Source organism: Virgibacillus sp. L01, from assembly GCF_052246775.1.
Lineage (GTDB): Bacteria > Bacillota > Bacilli > Bacillales > Amphibacillaceae > Lentibacillus.
On the sequence record NZ_JBQQCP010000010.1, the window covers coordinates 94,553 to 112,570 of the forward strand.

The window sequence follows — 18,018 nt, forward strand, 5'->3', positions numbered from 1 at the left end:
AGATAGTCTAATAGAATGCGTTATCATAATGTTTGCCGATTTTTATGGATCAATGTAATTATATTGTAATAAACTTTCCAAATATTTAGTAATGACTAAATCTCTGAAACTCTTTATTCTATCAGTATAGCCAAAAGAAAGGATGTTTTTCATGAGTAATAAAATCAGTAAAATCGCTATCATATCAATCCTGTCAATCGCTTTACTATTTCCGGCAACGACAATGGCAGCAGATTCATATACTGTTGAACCTGGGGATACCCTTTGGAAAATCGCTTTAAAAACTACTACAGGGGTAAGTGAGCTAATTGAAGCAAATCCTCAGCTTTCAAACCCCAATCTGATTTATCCCGGACAGAAAATTAATATCGTGATAAATGAGGAATATAATCAGGAACAGGAAGTTATTAGACTCGTTAATAAGGAAAGAGCCGAAGCGGGATTACCTGCATTGAAATACGACTGGGAGCTTGCTAGAGTAGCAAAATATAAATCCAGAGATATGAATAATGTTGGATACTTTAGCCACAATAGCCCAACTTATGGTTCACCATTTACGATGATGAAGGACTTTGGAATTTCCTATAAATCAGCAGGGGAAAACATTGCAAGGGGTCAAGCATCCGCAGAAGAAGTTGTAAATGCGTGGATGAATAGTCCTGGACACAGAGAAAACATCTTAAATGAAGATTTCACACACATTGGTGTAGGCTATGTGGATGATGGTCGCCATTGGACTCAAATGTTTATAAAAAAGTAAATAGTAAATATTACCAAATCCGTGAGTTCTAATTTATTAGAGTTCACGGATTATTTCATTATAATAAAGGTGAAGGCAGGTAATCCTTTTTATTTTCATTGGCAGATAAGAAAGTATAAATCCTTTCTTACTGCATAAGTGCAACTAAGGCTTATCTATATAAAGGCTTGGCATAAGCCAAGTTTTCTAAAAAAAATGTTCAGAATGTGTTATTATAAAGTTCGAAGTGCGACGAGAAGATAAGGAGTTAGTGTTTAATTCGTACTTAAAAATAAAAATGGAAGAGTGTGAGTATAATTATTAATTCAGCAAAAAGTGCAAGAAGGATGATCCTTTTTTTGAGTTTGAGCTTTATTCTTGTGTTAACAGCATGTAATGGGGAGCAACAGGAAAGTCAAGACAACAAAGATAACAAAAAAGAACAACAAACAATATCAATAGGGTTAGATCCATATGATTATGCAACCGTACCTGCATATCTATCAAAGGAAATTTTAGAGCAGGAAGGGTTTGAGGTAGAGATTGTAGAAGGACAGATTGGTATATTATATGAAGCGCTAGCTAATCAGGAAATTGATGCATTTATTGATATTTGGGCACCAAACCTGCAAAGTTCCTATTTGAAGGAATATGAAGGCCAATTTGAGATTGCAGGTACATTGTACTCCGAAATGCCATTAGGAGTTGCTGTTCCAGCATACATGGAAGATGTTAATTCAATTGCGGATTTAAACAAGTATAAAGAGAAATTCGACAAAAATGTTTATGCAATCGATCCGGGCAGTGGGATGGCAGATACGACAAAGAAAATGGTAGAAGCATATGACATGAAGGACTTTGAAATAAAAAACAGCAGTACAGCAGCGATGCTTGCTCAGGTCGAAAGTGTAATGAAAGATAAAGGTGGAATTGTTTTTAATGCATGGCGTCCTCATCCGATGTTCGTGCGAATGGATTTGAAATTTTTAGATGATCCCAAAAATGTATGGAAGCTTGATGATGTTCAAGTAGGTGTTACTCCTGACTTACAAGAACAATCGCCGACAGCCTATACGCTGTTTTCTAATATGAAACTGACGCTTCAACAAGTGGAGAAGTGGATCATGGCCATTGATTCTGAAGGTAAAACACCTGAAGAATTAGCAGAAGCCTGGGTTGAGGAAAATCAGGACAAAGTAAATAAATGGCTGGAAAAATAAGTATTAGCGCCGACTAAATGAGATAAAGCTTGAACAGGATAGACAAAGTATGAACTGTCTATCCTGTTTTTATTTGTAAATATTTATGCATGAGGGATGCCGGGGAAGGACGTTGGTCATAATCCATGGAGAGGAGAACCCCAATTCAGTCCTCCCAGCAATTATTCAGTCTTTGATCTATCACAAGGGCGATTAATCAGTTTTCGCCCAGTGTTATTCAGTCCTAATTTAGGTATATTCAGTTTACAGCGAATGCTTTTTAGTTTTCAGTAGTTTTTTGTCAGTAGTTAAGCAATCACCATGGCTGCTGAATGCAGGTTAGCGGACACCAAGGACCTTATTTCACACAAATACAGAAAAGCTAACGTTTTCCTAACAGATGTTATTCATCATCCGGCAATGATTTTTCTGTTGTATTTCCAGGCTTCCTTAATTATCTTTAGTAAATGCTGGTTCCATACCAAAATGATAACGATAAAAAACATATAGAATGATAGCGATAAACGGTGCCAGAATTGTAATACTTACACCACTCCAGAGTATGGCCGAATATGACATGGTGTTGCCAGCATCCTTATAATAAGGCCAGTTGTTTGTGTACGTAATTTCTCCACCAACTCTTTCGGTACTGGAAATCCAAGCAGTCCAGAAAAAGAAGTGAGATATTTGTTTAATCTGATCACCTTCAGCGACATAGGCTCTGTCTTCTTCCGGCATATGTGTTTCCTGGATAAGCCCACCGGCGATCCCCCAATCATCGCCATTTTGAAAGACTTTCTGGTAATAAGCTTCTACTTGTTTAATTCCAAACACTTGTGCATCTGTAACGTGGAGTATCGTTTGATCTTCATTTAGCCGGTTTTTCCGTATTTCCTTAATAACGTTATTTTTAATAAAGATTGTCTCTATAGAAAGTATCTCTCCCTGACTTCACTATCATATAGTTAAACCTGAAAAAAATAAGTTCGTAACATTGTTCGGATAAATAATGAATTTAACTTTCGTATCTATAGAATAAGTTCAAACAGCTATCTTGATAATCTAAGAACGCTTTTAATTGTTTTCTAAACAACATTGATAAAAGTTTTTTGTACACATAAGATATAAAATGCGACGTAGTTAAAATCTTTTGTAGAAAGTATTAAATGCTATGAAGCCGCTCCGGAAATACACTGCGCTTTCCGCGGGCAACACTTCAGCTTCCTCGGAAGCAAAAACCGCTTCCTGCGGGATCTTCAGCTGTTGCTATTCCCGCAGGAGTCTCCGTGTATTTCCTACGCAGGACTGTTTTTACCTTGATTTTCTTATCCATAGGGTACACTTCAGCCTCTAATCAAGAAAGCCTCTTCCAGTGGAGGCAGAATACGCAGACTCCTATGGGAACAGCACGTTCCGAATACCCCGGAAGAAGCAATTAAATGAAGGCCGACTAAGACCGTCCTTTGCGGACAACGTCGGCATACCCCTTGCCGGGGCAAGGAGGCTGAGGTCGTGCCCATGGAAAGCGAAGTATTCTGCCGGAACGAATCGAAGCACTCAGCCTTCATTAAAAATAGGGAAAGCAGCAAAAAGCTAAGTTTCATTATATATCAAATACGTACCGTTGATCCAAGGTCAACTCAAGTAGTGTATCTTCAGCCTTTCTTATTCCTTCAAGGTTTATGCGTTCATTTTACGCTGCGAAAGTTGAATAATGAATATAAGTATTTTTGATATTGAGTCAGTCTGACTAACAAAAAAACAGCGATGACAGATTTGTTCATCACTGTTTTTTTTGGCAGTTCAGAAAGGATACTGCACCAATTTAAGGCTTGCACCCCGAAGTATGATTCTCTTTAACGATACTTCGTGTTTATTAATTTGATGGAGGATTTTCCAGTACTGTAATTCCGTTCTGTTCTAGTTTGTTCCAGTCTGTCACGGTCGATTTGTCCAGTATAACGATTTCTATATTTTCTAACTTCATAATATCTTCAGCATTTCCTCTAAATGAACTTTCTTTAATGTTCAAATAAGTGATTTTATCTAACGCAGATGAAACAGAACTTAAATCATTAAGAGTTGGTCCAATAAATGTCATTTTATCCAGGTTTGGAATTACTTCCAAAAGGTGTTCAGGAATGATAGCTTGATTTAAGGTAAGCGATGTTAATTGAGACATGGAACTAAAGTGTTCAAGATCGCCTTTTACATCATAGATACCGCTCGATTCAGAAGCATTTATCGTTAATGTTTCTACCTCTTGAAGGTCATTTTTTGTTAAACTCTCTGGGTTTTTATTAATGGATTCACCTATGGATTCCAATACTAGCCCTTGCATATCGAGTGTGTATTTCAGTTGTACCCGCTCTTGATCCTTACCTTCAAAGTAACCATCGGAAGTAAATTTTTCAGTTACAATACGTTCGCCGTTTTTTGATAAATAGGTGAGCATTGCTGATTGCAATTCGTTTTCGTTCTTCCAGGTAATTTGAAATAGGATACCAAGTTTTCCTTGTCTAAAGTCTTTTTCACTAAAAGACATGTTTTTCACATGCTTGAATTCATCAGATTTGAAATAGACAAACTCACTGGTTAAATTCGTTCTGCCTGTTGATGGGTTTGTTTTCTCGTACGTTATTCCTTCTCCGTACTTTCCGTATAATGATTGTGCTTCCTGTAAAGTTAAGTCATAATTGAAGCTTTCTTTAATTTGTTCAGCTCTCGGTTCGACTTTAGAAGAGAAATCAATTGGATTTTTATTTTCATTTGGTTCCTTGTTATCTTTGTCAGCAGATTGATCAGGAGGTAAAGGCTGTTGAAATGGATTTTCTGAATCTGCATAATACATAACTCCACTTACCAAGCCAATAAAGAACAATGCTGTAACTACCTTTGGGAATGCGCTAAACCGCTTCTTTTTATGATTTGTATTTTGTTTCCATTCATAAAATCGCTCCCGGTCTTCATCGGTAAACAGGGGTTTTTCACTTATATTCCGGTCAAGGGATTTTTTAAGTTCTTTTTTATTCAAGGGTCCATTCCTCCTTACTGACATGTTGGTTTAACAGCCTTTTCGCTCGTTGCATGCGGGTTTTTATTGTTGAAACAGGAGCACCTGTTACTTCGGCAATTTCCTTGAGGGACATGTTCTGCTGAAACGTTAAGATCATTACTTCTCTATTTTTGATGGGCAAATTTAATATTGCTTCTGCGAGCTCATCCCATTGTTCTTGTTGAATAACAGTTTTTTCTGCATCCTGATAATCCTTTTGGTCGAGCCATTGATCTTTTACGAGTTTGATGCGATGGAGTGGTGAGCGCAAATAATCTTTGCAACGGTTGATGGCAATTCTGATCACCCAAGTTACTAATTGAGATCGACCATCATATTTTTCCCATTTTCTATAGATAAGAATTAGTACTTCCTGAAATAAATCATCAGTTGTGTGATGATTTTTAACATATGAATAAATTATTCGTTTAACGGCTTCACCATAATGATCCATGATGAATTCAATTGCTTGATCACGAGTAAGGTTAGTCGTATTATTTGTATATTCGGTCACCTGCTCATCTCTCCTTCCCTACATTATTAACGATTGGGATCGAGCTAAAGTCTGCTTTAATGTTAATTTTTCCTTATTTTTTGCAGGGCCTCTGCTTGGCGGTTATTTCTTCTGCAAATTTAGTTATTGACAAAATACCTATACGGGTATATTATTGGTGATGATTTGATAAATAGTGAAAGGGGAAAGCAATGAGTATAGCACTTATTATAATAATAACTTTTCTCCTGTTTTTTCTCTACCATAGGTATATGCCGGTCTTTGGGATTGGCAAAATGGACCTAAATTATGTATCCTATTCTAAAGAAGATGTAGCAATTGTTGACACAAGAGATTATCAGGATTCGTTTAATGATATAATAGACCAAGCGTATAGCATTCCGGTGCCATATTTAAGTCGGCACTTTCATAATATCCCAGATAAAAACATTGTAGTAATTGCTTCTGATGTCGTAGGGAGAAATGTAAGTACAAGAATTCTACGAAATAAAGGGAAACGTGTAGTAGGTTATCACATGGTCAAAGATTAACGAAAGGAGTGTCGTTAAGATGAAATATGATGATCAAATGAAAAATAGAATGAAACGTATTGAGGGACAAGTTAGAGGTTTATTGAAAATGATGGAAGAAGAAAAGGAATGCCGTGATGTTGTAACACAAATGTCAGCAGTAAGAAGTGCAATGGATCGTACTGCAGCATTAATCGTCAGCACTAATCTCGAGCAATGCATTCGTGAGGAAAAGGGAGAAGGAGAAACATCTGAAGACCTTATCAAGGAAGCAGTTAATTTACTAGTTAAAAGCAGATAAGCAGATAAAGTTGACATTTATTTTTAAGTCCTTTACTATACAAATTGGGTTAAGCGAAAAAGGTTAACCCATTTTTTAAAGGCGAAATAATACCCATACAGGTATGTGTATTTCGGATTATTATCTAATTTGAAAAGGAGAATGCGGAATGTCAGACCAGAAAAAAACAACGATTGTTCTGTTCAGTGGTGATTATGATAAAGCGATGGCAGCATATATCATAGCGAATGGTGCTGCGGCATATGACCACGAAGTAACCATATTCCATACTTTTTGGGGACTTAATGCACTTCGTAAAGAGAACCAGGTTCCAGTTAAAAAAGGTTTAATGGAAAAGATGTTTGGGAAAATGATGCCAAGAGGCGTTGATAAAATGGGACTTTCCAAGATGAACTATTTAGGAATGGGTCAAAAGATGATCAAAAATGTTATGAAAAAGCACAATGCAATGCCTCTGCCTCAGCTAGTAGTAATGGCACAAGAACAAGATGTAAATCTAATTGCATGTACCATGACAATGGATTTGCTTGGACTCCAAAAAGATGAATTACTTGATGAAATTGAATATGGAGGAGTAGCAGCATATATTGGTGAAGCAGAAGACGGCAATGTAAGTTTATTTATTTAATATAAATGTAATGAGGCCTGCTCGGCCAGGTTTATGAGAGCGCGGACTCGGTTTAATTACCATGAAACCATTACTCATTGCATATTTTATCAAATTTTTTTAGCTGTAAATATACCCCGATAGGTATAAATTATGATTTTAAACTGCTAGGGGAATATAGAAATATAACCATTTGGAGGGAAAGTAATGAAGGAAATTACAACGAAAGATTTAGCAAAAAAATTAAAAGGTGAAGAGAACGTAAATATTATCGATGTGCGAGAAGATGATGAGGTAGCTCAAGGGAAAATACCAGGTGCAACCCATATACCGCTTGGCCAAATCCCGGAGAGGTTAGATGAAATTGATAAAGATAAACATCATTATATGGTGTGCCGTTCCGGGGGAAGAAGTGGTAAAGCAAGTGAATTTCTTAAAGAACAAGGATATGATGTAACGAACGTGGCAGGCGGAATGCTTGATTGGAAAGATGAAGTAGAGAAATAAAGGAGGAGTTAACATGACTATTACAGCAAATGAAACGTTAGACGCAAAAGGGTTGGCTTGTCCAATGCCAATTGTTAAAACAAAGAAAGCTATTACAAACCTGGATCCGGGTCAAGTGATGGAAGTGCAAGCAACTGATAAAGGGTCTACTGCCGATATTAAAGCATGGGCAGAGAGTACAGGTCATCATTATCTTGGCACAGTTGAAGAAGAAAAAGTATTGAAGCACTATCTGCGAAAGGCAGATGAGGCAGAAGCGAAAGAAGAAACAAAACATGAGGAAATTACAGATTTGGAAGAACTTCGCAGTAAAGTAGATGGCAATGAGGATATCACCATTTTGGATGTACGTGAGCCGGCAGAATTTGCTTTTGGACATATTCCTGGTGCTTTAAATATACCCCTTGGGGAACTTGAAGAAAGATTTGAAGAGTTAGTTAAGGATAAAGAACTGCATGTAGTTTGCCGTACAGGAAACCGTAGTGATTTAGCGGCTCAAAAGCTAACTGAAAAAGGCTATAAAAATGTAAAAAATGTAATACCAGGAATGTCCAAATGGGTAGGTTCAACAGAAAAAAATAACTAAAATAAATTGGAGGAATTTAAAATGGCTAATACAAAAGTAGCAATTATTGCTGCAAACGGAAGTTTATTTGACGCTTATAAGGTATTTAACGTAGCTACAGCAGCTGCAGCTTCAGACGAAGAGGTAGGAATTTTCTTTACGTTTGAAGGGTTAAATTTAATTCATAAGGAAGGACATAAAAACTTGCCGCTTCCTGAAGGAAAAGAGCACTTCCAAGAAGGATTTAAGCAAGCAAATGTTCCTTCTATTGAGGAACTTGTAGGTATCGCCCAGGAAATGGGAATTAAGCTAATTGCATGTCAAATGACTATGGATGTTATGAACCTAGAAAAAGATGCATTTATTGAAGGGATAGAAGTTGGCGGTGCTGCTTCATTTATCGATTATGCGAAGGATGCGAATATAACATTAACATTTTAATTTAGGAGGGAAAAAGTATTATGTCACAAACAATGACAACAAAAGAACTAGCAAGGAAAGTTGTTAATCATGAGGAAACGTTAATTTTAGATGTTCGTAATACAGATGAATTTGATGACTGGAAAATTGAAGGCGGAAAAGTAGAAGTAATAAATGAACCGTATTTTAATTTGTTAGATGGTGTAGAGCCTGTAGCTGACAAACTTAATAAGGATCAGGAGATTATCGTTGTCTGTGCAAAAGGCGGATCATCACAGATGATAGCTGAGATGATGGAAGAAGAAGGTTTTACCAATGTGTATGATCTTGAAGGTGGAATGAAAGCATGGAGCGAACATTTAGAACCAGTGAAAATTGCTGACTTAAAAGATGGTGGAAGTCTTTATCAATTTGTCCGTCTTGGTAAAGGGTGCTTGTCGTACTTTATTGAATCCAATGGTGAAGCAGCAATTGTGGATTCAAACCGCATGATTAGTAATTATGAAAAATTTGCGGGTGAAGAGGGTGTGCAGATTAAGCATCTCATTGATACTCACTTACACGCTGATCATATTTCAGGTGGTCGTGAGTTAGCAGAAAAAACGGGTGGAACTTATCATCTGCCTCCAAAGGATGCGGATGAAGTCACATTTGATTATGCTGCACTTGAAGAAGGTAATGATATAGTTGTTGGAAATACAACCGTTAACGTACAACCTGTTTATTCACCTGGACACACGCTTGGAAGTACTTCACTTATTATTGATGATAAGTACTTGTTAACAGGAGATATTCTATTTGTGAAATCAATTGGTCGTCCCGACTTAGCAGGAAAAGCAGAAGATTGGGTAGGAGATCTTCGCAATACACTTTATAGTCGTTACAAAGAGCTTTCTGATGATTTAATTGTGTTACCTGCACATTACTCATTTGCAGAAGAACTAGGGGATGATGGTAGTGTATCAGCTCGTTTGGGAGATCTTTACCAAAACAATGATGGTTTACAAGTAGACGATGAGAATGAATTCAGAAAAATGGTAACGGAAAACCTTCCGCCACAGCCAAACGCATATGAAGATATTCGTAAAACAAATATGGGTAAAATAACACCTGAAAACGAAAAACAAAGAGAAATGGAAATTGGACCTAACCGTTGTGCGGTTCAAGGATAATATAAGGAGGAAATAATAATGGATTCAGTAAAATTGTTAGATGCAAAAGGAATGGCATGTCCAATGCCTGTTGTAAAAACAAAAAAGGCAATGAAGGATATTAATACAGGCGAAGTTTTAGAAATTCATGCTACTGATAAAGGAGCTAAAAGCGACTTGGCTGCATGGGCAAAATCTGGTGGTCATGAATTACTAAAAGATACAGAAGAAGACGATGTACTCAAATTTTGGATTAAAAAAGGATAAAGGAGACCCGGTAGCATGGGTCCCCTCTTATTAGGGGGATAAACTATGGAATACAGTATTATATTTTTAGTAACAATCTTTCTTATTGGGTTTATCGGTTCTTTTGTTTCAGGAATGGTTGGAATCGGTGGCTCTATCATTAAATATCCTATGCTATTATATATCCCAGCAATGGTAGGTCTATCTACATTTACTGCTCATGAGGTTGCTGGGATAAGTGCCGTTCAGGTTCTGTTTGCCACTATCGGTGGTGTTTGGGCATATCGTAAAGGTGGCTATTTAAATAAGACGTTGATCATTTACATGGGAATCAGTATTTTAATCGGTAGCTTTGTCGGTGGGTATGGATCCCAATTCATGACAGATGCGGGAATTAACCTCGTTTATGGCATATTAGCTACAATTGCTGCTGTTATGATGTTTGTGCCGAAAAATGGTCTAGATGATATACCATTTGATCAGGTTACGTTTAACAAATGGTTAGCAGCATCTCTGGCTTTGATTGTAGGAGTAGGAGCAGGTATTGTCGGTGCTGCAGGCGCATTTATCCTAGTTCCAATTATGCTGATTGTCTTAAAAGTACCAACAAGAATGACGATTGCGACTTCATTAGCAATTACATTTATTTCTTCAATTGGTTCGACGACAGGTAAATTGCTGACTGGTCAGGTTTTATTTATTCCAGCGATAATTATGATTGTAGCAAGCTTAATAGCATCACCACTTGGTGCGAAATTCGGACAAAAAGTAAATACAAAAATTCTGCAATGGATTCTAGCTATTCTCATACTTGGAACAGCTATCAAAATCTGGTTAGACTTCTTAAGTTAATTGTCTGCAAAATTGTTGCTTTTCCAGACAATTAAAACTGTAATATCGAAAAATATTTTGGGTGGTATGACACCGCAACTGTGGAAAATGCAAGCTCATAAAGCAGCAAGTAATGCCCCAGCAGTGAGCTTGATTTGTTATGAGTAGGATGAACTACTGCACCAGGTGATCTAGTGTTTTTCCACAGCGGTGGTTCATTTGTAACGTATAGGATACGTTACAATATACAGATGATTGCAACATACTTGCAGAAACAGCCTTAATAAGAATTCAATTAATAGAAAGCCAATCTCTCATGATTTGCTTTCATTATAGGGGGAGTTGTCGTGGAAATGATTATTCAATGGATAATAATAATTGGTGCAGCATGGTTTATATTTAGTCGATTTATGCCTGCTAAGGGTATCTCAAATATCACAACGCAAGAAGCAAAAAATAAATTCAGCGAAAAAAATGGAGCACAGTTTATTGATGTGAGAACACCCGGTGAATACAAAGCGAATCATCGAAAGCCTTTCAAGAACATTCCATTATCCGAGCTGGCAAACAAATCAGCTGACTTGGATAAAAGCAAAGAAGTAGTTGTAATTTGCCAAAGCGGCATGAGAAGTATGAAGGCTTCTAAAATTTTAAAGAAAAAAGGATTCGAGAAAGTGAATAATGTAAAAGGTGGCATGGGGGTCTGGGTTTAGACGAACGGCAAAACAATTCACGTGACCGACTTAAGGATAAAAAAAGTCAATATTTCTGACAGCTAAGAATCCCGCCTGATTGTAGCGTGCAAAACACGTTAGTGCATTTGGTTAGGAAGCGAAAGATATGGTTAGTGGAATGAACGAATGGTAAAGTCAGCTTGAATAAAAATAACGAACTATTTAAAAGGAGATGACTATTATGTTTCATTATACAGTTGAAACAACCGAATCATTAGAGCAAGCTACCCAATCACTTGAGCAAAGCTTGAAGGAAGAAAAATTCGGAGTGCTCTGGCAGTTTGATGTTAAAGACACATTGCAGAAAAAGGGGTTTGAATTTAATCAGCCTTTTCAAGTTTTAGAGGTTTGTAATCCAGAAGAAGCACAACGAGTGTTATCACAAAATCAGCTTGTAGGTTATTTTTTGCCATGTAAAATTGTTGTTTATGAAGATGCTGGAATGACGAAAATTGGTATGCCAAAGCCAACTGCATTAATCCAAATGGTTGAAGATGAGTCCCTTAATGAAATTGCCCGTGATATCGAAAATAGAATGATAGCGAGTATTGATAAAAGTATTTAAACAGAGAGGACAATGGGTATATCACTTATCCCCATTGTCCTTTTGATTAGCAAGTGAGAAATTTCATCTAACTTGCTGCAGAATTAAAATCAAGATCCTGATCAACTTCATTTTCGGATTTTCCGATAATTAGAGCGCCTGCTGCGTCTCCTGTAATATTCGTTGCGGTCCGGAACATATCCATGAAACGATCGACACCGGCAATTAACGCAATAGCTTCAAGAGGTAAGTTTACTGCAGTTAGAACAAGTACCAGCATAACTAAGCCAGCACCAGGTACCCCAGCTGTACCAATTGAACCAAGCGTTGCAATTAAAACTACCATTAACATTTGTCCAAGCGATAATTCAACTCCAAATGCTTGTGCTGTAAACAGTGTTGCAACACTCAAATACAGTGATGTACCGTCCATATTAATTGTTGCACCTAACGGCAATATGAAACTTGATATTTTTTTCGAAACACCTAAATTGTCTTCGGTACATTTTATTGTGACAGGTAATGTACCTGAACTGCTTTGTGTACTGAATGCAACTAGACTGGCTGGTGCAATTCCTTTGAAAAACTGGATTGGATTCATTTTTCCAAGCGTTTTAACAGCAATGGAATAAGTAACCAGAACATGTACAATACAGGCGATGGCCACGACGGAAATCAGCTTAATCAATGGAAGCAATACCGATAGACCGTACTCCCCAATAATTGGTGCTAATAAGCCGAATATACCTATAGGGATAAGCTTCATGATAACCCAAGTGATTTTGTACATAACTTCTGCAAGTCCATCGAAGAAATGATACACCGGATCTGCTTTTTTCCCTACCATTGTTATCCCTACACCCAAGAAAAGTGAAAAGAAAATGATCTGCAGAATATTGCCGCCTGACAAACTGGCTATTGGATTCGTTGGAATGATGTTGAGTAATATGTCGACCACACTGCCTGTTTCGGTTGCTTCAGGAATTTCTCCAGCATTGGAGACATCAACTCCTGTTCCTGGGGAAAACAACAATCCGGCAAATAAGCCGATGGTAACTGCTACAAGTGTTGTAGCCAAGTAGTATCCAATTGTTTTTCCACCAATTCGTCCAAGTGTTTTCATGTTGCCAGTGCTAGCGACACCTACAATAAGGGAAGATGCAACTAAAGGAATGATAATAAATTGAATAAGACGCAAAAACAGATCACCTAATGGCTGAACAACCTTAATATCAGGCCCAAAAATAACCCCCGCAATAATAGCGACTACAAAAGCAATTAAAATTTGCGGCAGTAACCCTATTTTTCCGGTTTTTGCCATTAATAACTACCTCCTTTATTAAAATTGGCAAAGACTTAATGCGAATAACATTATTGGAACAACCCTAAAAATTCATACCTAATAAATATGAAAGATCTATTAGATTAATACATTAAAACGGTTGAAAAATTGTTTTTACTATGCTTATTTTTGTATTAAAAATTACATAATTTGGTATTTTACACCAGATTCTTTAAAATTCGCTCTATTCTTTAATAATTTATAGTTACTATTAGTTCATGGCAACTAAATGGCGTACACCGTTGCAAATAACATTTAAACAGGCTAAATAACGGTTAAATCGTTTTGATATTTTCGGTCGTTTCAATATAAGCTATTATAGTAAGTAAATTTTTGGGAGGTGAGAGCATTAATAAAGGCGGAACTAGTGAAATAACAATACCAAATGACATAAAAACAGAATTTCTCTTTCGTAAGCCTGATAAAAATGATGGAGCGGCAGTTTGGGAATTGATTAAAGATACTGGAGTTCTTGATTTAAATTCTTCGTACAGCTATCTCATGTGGTGTGAACTATTTTCTGAAACATCCATTGTTGCTGAAAGGGAAGGGAACACGGTTGGTTTTATTTCCGGATTTATTCATCCCGACAACCCGAACACACTATTTATCTGGCAAGTTGCCGTAAATGAGTCTGAGCGTGGAAGAGGTCTGGGAACGAAGATGTTGTATCAGTTACTGAATCGCACATTTTGTGAAGAAGTATCCTATGTTGAAGCAACTGTCTCCCCATCGAATACACCATCTCAGCAATTATTTAAGGGCCTTGCGATGAAACTTGAAACGAATTGTTTAATAAATGACTATTTTTCAGCTGATGACTTCCCTCGGGAAGGACATGAAGATGAGCTATTGTTTAAGATTGGACCTATTAAGGAAGAAAATAAACTTATAAAAGGATGATAAAATGGCAACAGCAGAACTTACTGATGCGAAAATGAAGACGTTTGAAGAATTAGAATCAGCAGTAAGAAGTTACAGTCGAGGCTGGCCAACCATTTTCCAAAAGGCCAAAGGCTATAAGATGTGGGATATTGATGGAATAGAATATATTGATTTCTTTGCAGGGGCAGGAACGCTTAATTACGGCCATAATGATCAAACCATGCAGGATAAAGTAATTGAATACATTCGTAATGATGGAATTATTCATAGCCTCGATATGGGAACTAACCCGAGAAAAGAATTTCTTGAAAACTTCAAAGAAGTAATCCTTACACCTCGCGAGCTTGATTACAAAGTAATGTTTCCAGGGCCAACCGGAACCAATACTGTTGAAAGTGCATTGAAGATTGCCAGAAAAGTAACAGGACGTGATTCGGTTATTAGCTTCACCAATGCGTTCCACGGAATGACTATTGGGTCACTTTCTGTAACAGGGAATTCATTTAAGCGTCATGGGGCAGGAGTTCCGCTGCATCATTCAGTATCAATGCCATTTGATGATTATGTGAAAGATCAAGATACAATTGCTTACCTGGAAAGATTTCTGGAAGACAGCGGAAGCGGAGTAGCGTTGCCAGCTGCAATTATTCTGGAAACTGTTCAAGGAGAAGGTGGCATCAATGCTGCAAGAATGGAATGGCTGAAGAAAGTAGATGCGTTATGTAAGCGCTGGGATATTTTATTAATTATTGATGATGTTCAAGCAGGGAACGGACGTACAGGTACGTTCTTTAGCTTCGAACCTGCTGGTATAAACCCTGATATAGTATGTCTTTCAAAATCAATTGGTGGATTTGGTTTACCAATGGCAATTACGCTAATTAAACCTGAATATGATAAATATTGGGGTCCAGGCGAGCATAATGGTACGTTCCGTGGGAATAATCTTGCATTTATTGCAGCAACTGAAGCACTAACCAATTGGGAAACAGATGACTTTGGGTTAGCAGTTCAGGAAAAAGCAGCCTTTTTAACTAAAAATGTGGAAAGGATTATAGAAAAATATCCTGAGCTTAAAGGTACACCACGAGGCAGAGGTTTAATGCAGGGAATAGCCATCAACGTTGATGGGCTTGCAGATGATATTTGTGCAGAAGCATTTAAACGTGGCTTAATTGTGGAGACTTCCGGACCAGACGATGAAGTTATTAAATTCCTTCCACCACTTATTATTGATATAGAAGGCCTTGAAAAAGGATTGGGAATTCTTGAAGATAGCATAAAACATGTTCTTACTAAATAGAATATACTACAAAAAAATACGCTAAAGGGGAATTAGGTATGATCGTAAAATCACTTGAAGATATAAAAGGAACAAAAGATGAAACATCTGGAGAGAATTGGACGAGTCGCAGATTTATTCTAAATAAAGAAAAAGTCGGATTTAGTATGAACGATACAATTATAAAAGCAGGCACAGATAATTTCTTCTGGTATAAAAACCATATCGAAGCAGTTTATTGTATAGAAGGAGAAGGAGAAGTTGAAAGTCTAAAAACTGGTGAAGTCTTTCAACTAAAACCAGGAACAATGTATCTTTTAAATGATTACGAAAAGCATAGACTCCGTGCCAGAACACAAATGCGCATGGTATGTGTATTTAATCCTCCACTAGTTGGAACTGAAACACATAATGAAGAAGGATATTATCCACTGCTAACAGAATAAGAGAATTGATAAAGGTAAGAAATCAGGTTGGTCCTGTTTTCTTACCTTTTTTAGCAGTTAAGAAAGTATAAATCCTTTCTTATTGCATAAGCGCCACTAAAGCACTCGCCATTAAGGCTTGGCGAATACCAAGCTTTCTAAGTTTATCGGAAGACATTAAATAGCCTGTCGGGAAAATAAACGATGAAGAAGTGAATAATCATATCAGTCGTTGGTATTATAAGGATATGAGACACCTTCTACTATTTTTTATGACAGTCATATTAGTTATGTTTCCGGAGTCACTTAAAGCAGAGGAAATGATTAAGGTTAAACTTGTGAATAATATTGATAAAACATCAGAATTAAATTTTCAGTTTAAAGGAGAATATTATACGCTTGATCCTATGTTATCACTACACGAAGGAGTGAATTATTCTTTAACAGTCACAAATAACGATTTTTTTATTTTGGAGGGTGCTGGCGAGAAACTTAAAATAAAGGAATCCTTGGTTCTGATACCAAGCAATTACGATCATGCTCACCGTATTGCAGTAAATGACCGGCCATATTTAGGAGCAATGGAATTTGTAATTGAGGATAAAAAATTTATTCGTCCAGTCAATCAATTGCCACTTGAAGATTACTTGAAAGGAGTAGTGCCAAATGAAGTTTTCCCCTCCTGGGGGCTTGAAACGCTGAAGGCACAAACACTGGCTGCAAGGACGTATGCCGCTACCCATACATCGGAAGTCATCGATGATACAATACGCTATCAGGTCTATGGTGGATATACGTGGTATAAAAATACTTCAAAGGCTGTTGAGGAAACACATGGTGAGGTGATTACCTACCAAAATAAGCCGATTAATGCTTTCTATTCTGCAAGTAATGGCGGGGTTACTGAGAACAATGCACATGTATGGGATGGTAAACCATTGCCATATTTCCCGGTAAAAAAAGATCCATACGATCCAATTCATCCCTGGAAATTTAATCTGCAGGAAGTACAAATTTCGCTTAATACGATTAATTGGGAGAATCCACACTGGTGGAGGGAAACTGTGGAGAAGGATCAGGCAATCACATCATCGATGAAACGTTGGCTCCAACGAAATGGTTACCCTGGGAATATTAAAATTCTAAGTATTCCCCACTTTGAGTTATCCAATAAAAGGCATGAATCTGAGCGCAGGATAACTGGATCGATTACCATCCAGTTTTTGCATAGGCTACCAGAGGGAACTATCCTATTTGAACAGCTTGTACGTGAAGAGGTTGCGATAGATCATATTCGTCCTTTGATTGGTGGAACTATCTTTAAGAGTTATCTAATTGATTCACTTGAAAAAAATAATGGGATCTATACGATGACAGGAAGGGGCTTTGGCCATGGTGTGGGGATGAGCCAATGGGGAGCACATATAATGGGGCAAACAGGAAGTAGTTATAAGGAAATTATTCAGTTTTATTATCCTGGAACCTCGATTACGAATATGAATAGTAAATAGATATAGATCATGTATAACAAATTTGGTTTATAGGTTTAGTATTAGATAATAGAGGGAAAAGGATTTAATGTACGGAATGTTAGCTTAAGTATATTCCTTCATGGTGGCAAGGAAATAATTTACAGCTAAAAACCTGAAAAAAGTTCTTGAAGCTTATTGACTATTTCCCTGAAAAGCTGTAATATTAATCTCGCTGTTAAAAAATATAGCTTACTGTAATTGCTTAAGTGGCAAAGAAATGCAGCTATCGACGCTATTTTATTAAAATGATTTTTCTTATTGACAGCGTATTGCTAGAATGATATATTTAATGGGTTGCGCAAAAAAGGCAACTAAACAAATTAAATTAAATTATCTATTGACAGTTTTGATGTTAATATGGTATATTTAAAAAGTCGCCATTTTGAGAGGCGGCAATGAAATTTGCTCCTTGAAAACTGAACAAAACAACCAGTATGTCAAGAAAACAGGTTAAAAAAGTTAAACTTTTAAACCCTGATTTCAATTTTTAAAGCTAAGACAAGAATGATTGATTGGTGTCAATCATAATCAAACGAACTTTTATGGAGAGTTTGATCTTGGCTCAGGACGAACGCTGGCGGCGTGCCTAATACATGCAAGTCGAGCGCGGGAAGCAGACGGATCCCTTCG

21 protein-coding genes and 1 rRNA gene are annotated in these 18,018 nt (G+C 37.1%); 18 read left to right on the forward strand and 4 right to left on the reverse strand.

Features of this window, described 5'->3' with window-relative positions; translation table 11 throughout:
- The first annotated feature begins 151 nt into the window (after positions 1–151).
- Together safA and ACTWQM_RS16950 are read left to right on the forward strand one after the other, a co-directional pair.
- Positions 152–760 (forward strand): SafA/ExsA family spore coat assembly protein, encoded by a 609-nt coding sequence (safA, locus tag ACTWQM_RS16945; RefSeq protein WP_443259344.1) that lies wholly within the window; start codon positions 152–154, stop codon positions 758–760.
- Between the two features lie 338 nt (positions 761–1,098).
- Complete coding sequence (locus tag ACTWQM_RS16950) at positions 1,099–1,959, forward strand: glycine betaine ABC transporter substrate-binding protein (protein ID WP_443259346.1); 861 nt, start codon at positions 1,099–1,101, stop codon at positions 1,957–1,959.
- Positions 1,960–2,388: 429 nt separating this feature from the next.
- Here the strand turns inward: ACTWQM_RS16950 and ACTWQM_RS16955 are convergent, their stop codons facing one another.
- From ACTWQM_RS16955 to ACTWQM_RS16965, 3 genes are all read right to left on the reverse strand, one after another.
- Positions 2,389–2,877 carry a hypothetical protein gene (locus tag ACTWQM_RS16955; RefSeq protein ID WP_443259365.1) on the reverse strand — a complete coding sequence of 163 codons (489 nt, stop codon included), beginning with the start codon at positions 2,875–2,877 and terminating at the stop codon, positions 2,389–2,391.
- A gap of 937 nt (positions 2,878–3,814) precedes the next feature.
- Complete coding sequence (locus ACTWQM_RS16960; protein ID WP_443259347.1) at positions 3,815–4,972, reverse strand: hypothetical protein; 1,158 nt, start codon at positions 4,970–4,972, stop codon at positions 3,815–3,817.
- Positions 4,965–5,507: a sigma-70 family RNA polymerase sigma factor gene (locus ACTWQM_RS16965; protein ID WP_443259348.1), complete on the reverse strand. Its 543-nt coding sequence runs from the start codon at positions 5,505–5,507 to the stop codon at positions 4,965–4,967. The genes ACTWQM_RS16960 and ACTWQM_RS16965 overlap by 8 nt, the downstream gene beginning before the upstream one ends.
- A gap of 275 nt (positions 5,508–5,782) precedes the next feature.
- Between ACTWQM_RS16965 and ACTWQM_RS16970 the strand changes: the two genes are divergently transcribed.
- The 11 genes from ACTWQM_RS16970 to ACTWQM_RS17020 all read left to right on the forward strand — a co-directional run bounded on the left by ACTWQM_RS16970 (position 5,783) and on the right by ACTWQM_RS17020 (position 11,943).
- The gene (locus tag ACTWQM_RS16970) at positions 5,783–6,037 is read left to right on the forward strand and encodes a hypothetical protein (RefSeq protein ID WP_443259349.1); all 255 of its coding nucleotides are present in this window, start codon (positions 5,783–5,785) and stop codon (positions 6,035–6,037) included.
- Positions 6,038–6,056: 19 nt separating this feature from the next.
- Positions 6,057–6,317: a metal-sensitive transcriptional regulator gene (locus ACTWQM_RS16975; protein WP_443259350.1), complete on the forward strand. Its 261-nt coding sequence runs from the start codon at positions 6,057–6,059 to the stop codon at positions 6,315–6,317.
- 148 nt (positions 6,318–6,465) lie between these two features.
- A complete protein-coding gene (locus ACTWQM_RS16980; protein ID WP_443259351.1) occupies positions 6,466–6,945 on the forward strand; it encodes a DsrE/DsrF/DrsH-like family protein in 480 nt (159 codons plus the stop codon).
- Positions 6,946–7,131: 186 nt separating this feature from the next.
- Positions 7,132–7,431, forward strand: a complete 300-nt coding sequence (locus tag ACTWQM_RS16985) for a rhodanese-like domain-containing protein (protein ID WP_443259352.1) — start codon at positions 7,132–7,134, stop codon at positions 7,429–7,431.
- Between the two features lie 13 nt (positions 7,432–7,444).
- A complete protein-coding gene (locus ACTWQM_RS16990) occupies positions 7,445–8,017 on the forward strand; it encodes a sulfurtransferase TusA family protein (RefSeq protein ID WP_443259353.1) in 573 nt (190 codons plus the stop codon).
- 21 nt (positions 8,018–8,038) lie between these two features.
- Entirely contained in the window at positions 8,039–8,437 is a 399-nt protein-coding gene (locus ACTWQM_RS16995; protein ID WP_443259354.1) for a DsrE/DsrF/DrsH-like family protein, read from the forward strand.
- A gap of 20 nt (positions 8,438–8,457) precedes the next feature.
- A complete protein-coding gene (locus ACTWQM_RS17000; RefSeq protein ID WP_443259355.1) occupies positions 8,458–9,588 on the forward strand; it encodes an MBL fold metallo-hydrolase in 1,131 nt (376 codons plus the stop codon).
- Positions 9,589–9,606: 18 nt separating this feature from the next.
- Positions 9,607–9,834 (forward strand): sulfurtransferase TusA family protein, encoded by a 228-nt coding sequence (locus tag ACTWQM_RS17005; RefSeq protein WP_443259356.1) that lies wholly within the window; start codon positions 9,607–9,609, stop codon positions 9,832–9,834.
- Between the two features lie 45 nt (positions 9,835–9,879).
- Complete coding sequence (locus tag ACTWQM_RS17010; RefSeq protein ID WP_443259357.1) at positions 9,880–10,665, forward strand: sulfite exporter TauE/SafE family protein; 786 nt, start codon at positions 9,880–9,882, stop codon at positions 10,663–10,665.
- 332 nt (positions 10,666–10,997) lie between these two features.
- Positions 10,998–11,357 carry a rhodanese-like domain-containing protein gene (locus tag ACTWQM_RS17015; RefSeq protein ID WP_443259366.1) on the forward strand — a complete coding sequence of 120 codons (360 nt, stop codon included), beginning with the start codon at positions 10,998–11,000 and terminating at the stop codon, positions 11,355–11,357.
- Between the two features lie 202 nt (positions 11,358–11,559).
- Complete coding sequence (locus tag ACTWQM_RS17020) at positions 11,560–11,943, forward strand: DUF302 domain-containing protein (RefSeq protein ID WP_443259358.1); 384 nt, start codon at positions 11,560–11,562, stop codon at positions 11,941–11,943.
- Between the two features lie 67 nt (positions 11,944–12,010).
- Here the strand turns inward: ACTWQM_RS17020 and ACTWQM_RS17025 are convergent, their stop codons facing one another.
- A complete protein-coding gene (locus tag ACTWQM_RS17025; RefSeq protein WP_443259359.1) occupies positions 12,011–13,243 on the reverse strand; it encodes a dicarboxylate/amino acid:cation symporter in 1,233 nt (410 codons plus the stop codon).
- Between the two features lie 354 nt (positions 13,244–13,597).
- On the opposite strand from ACTWQM_RS17025, the gene ectA reads away from it, so the two are divergent.
- The 5 genes from ectA to ACTWQM_RS17050 all read left to right on the forward strand — a co-directional run.
- Entirely contained in the window at positions 13,598–14,167 is a 570-nt protein-coding gene (gene ectA, locus ACTWQM_RS17030; protein WP_443259360.1) for a diaminobutyrate acetyltransferase, read from the forward strand.
- A gap of 4 nt (positions 14,168–14,171) precedes the next feature.
- Positions 14,172–15,452, forward strand: a complete 1,281-nt coding sequence (gene ectB, locus ACTWQM_RS17035) for a diaminobutyrate--2-oxoglutarate transaminase (RefSeq protein ID WP_443259361.1) — start codon at positions 14,172–14,174, stop codon at positions 15,450–15,452.
- A 38-nt stretch (positions 15,453–15,490) separates the two neighbouring features.
- On the forward strand, positions 15,491–15,877 hold the full coding sequence (locus ACTWQM_RS17040; RefSeq protein WP_209482357.1) for an ectoine synthase: 387 nt from the start codon (positions 15,491–15,493) through the stop codon (positions 15,875–15,877).
- Positions 15,878–16,128: 251 nt separating this feature from the next.
- Positions 16,129–17,367, forward strand: coding sequence for a SpoIID/LytB domain-containing protein (locus tag ACTWQM_RS17045; protein ID WP_443259362.1), 1,239 nt, complete (start codon positions 16,129–16,131; stop codon positions 17,365–17,367).
- A gap of 560 nt (positions 17,368–17,927) precedes the next feature.
- Positions 17,928–18,018 (forward strand): 16S ribosomal RNA (locus ACTWQM_RS17050); the annotation flags it as partial.

Excerpts from the sequence above, each read along its gene's own strand:
- safA (WP_443259344.1), top strand. The coding sequence starts at position 152 with ATGAGTAATAAAATCAGTAAAATCGCTATCATATCAATCCTGTCAATC.
- ACTWQM_RS16970 (WP_443259349.1), top strand. The coding sequence starts at position 5,783 with ATGGACCTAAATTATGTATCCTATTCTAAAGAAGATGTAGCAATTGTT.
- ACTWQM_RS16975 (WP_443259350.1), top strand. The coding sequence starts at position 6,057 with ATGAAATATGATGATCAAATGAAAAATAGAATGAAACGTATTGAGGGA.
- ACTWQM_RS16980 (WP_443259351.1), top strand. The coding sequence starts at position 6,466 with ATGTCAGACCAGAAAAAAACAACGATTGTTCTGTTCAGTGGTGATTAT.
- ACTWQM_RS16985 (WP_443259352.1), top strand. The coding sequence starts at position 7,132 with ATGAAGGAAATTACAACGAAAGATTTAGCAAAAAAATTAAAAGGTGAA.
- ACTWQM_RS16990 (WP_443259353.1), top strand. The coding sequence starts at position 7,445 with ATGACTATTACAGCAAATGAAACGTTAGACGCAAAAGGGTTGGCTTGT.
- ACTWQM_RS16995 (WP_443259354.1), top strand. The coding sequence starts at position 8,039 with ATGGCTAATACAAAAGTAGCAATTATTGCTGCAAACGGAAGTTTATTT.
- ACTWQM_RS17000 (WP_443259355.1), top strand. The coding sequence starts at position 8,458 with ATGTCACAAACAATGACAACAAAAGAACTAGCAAGGAAAGTTGTTAAT.
- ACTWQM_RS17005 (WP_443259356.1), top strand. The coding sequence starts at position 9,607 with ATGGATTCAGTAAAATTGTTAGATGCAAAAGGAATGGCATGTCCAATG.
- ACTWQM_RS17010 (WP_443259357.1), top strand. The coding sequence starts at position 9,880 with ATGGAATACAGTATTATATTTTTAGTAACAATCTTTCTTATTGGGTTT.
- ACTWQM_RS17015 (WP_443259366.1), top strand. The coding sequence starts at position 10,998 with ATGATTATTCAATGGATAATAATAATTGGTGCAGCATGGTTTATATTT.
- ACTWQM_RS17020 (WP_443259358.1), top strand. The coding sequence starts at position 11,560 with ATGTTTCATTATACAGTTGAAACAACCGAATCATTAGAGCAAGCTACC.
- ACTWQM_RS17025 (WP_443259359.1), bottom strand. The coding sequence starts at position 13,243 with ATGGCAAAAACCGGAAAAATAGGGTTACTGCCGCAAATTTTAATTGCT.
- ectB (WP_443259361.1), top strand. The coding sequence starts at position 14,172 with ATGGCAACAGCAGAACTTACTGATGCGAAAATGAAGACGTTTGAAGAA.
- ACTWQM_RS17040 (WP_209482357.1), top strand. The coding sequence starts at position 15,491 with ATGATCGTAAAATCACTTGAAGATATAAAAGGAACAAAAGATGAAACA.
- ACTWQM_RS17045 (WP_443259362.1), top strand. The coding sequence starts at position 16,129 with ATGACAGTCATATTAGTTATGTTTCCGGAGTCACTTAAAGCAGAGGAA.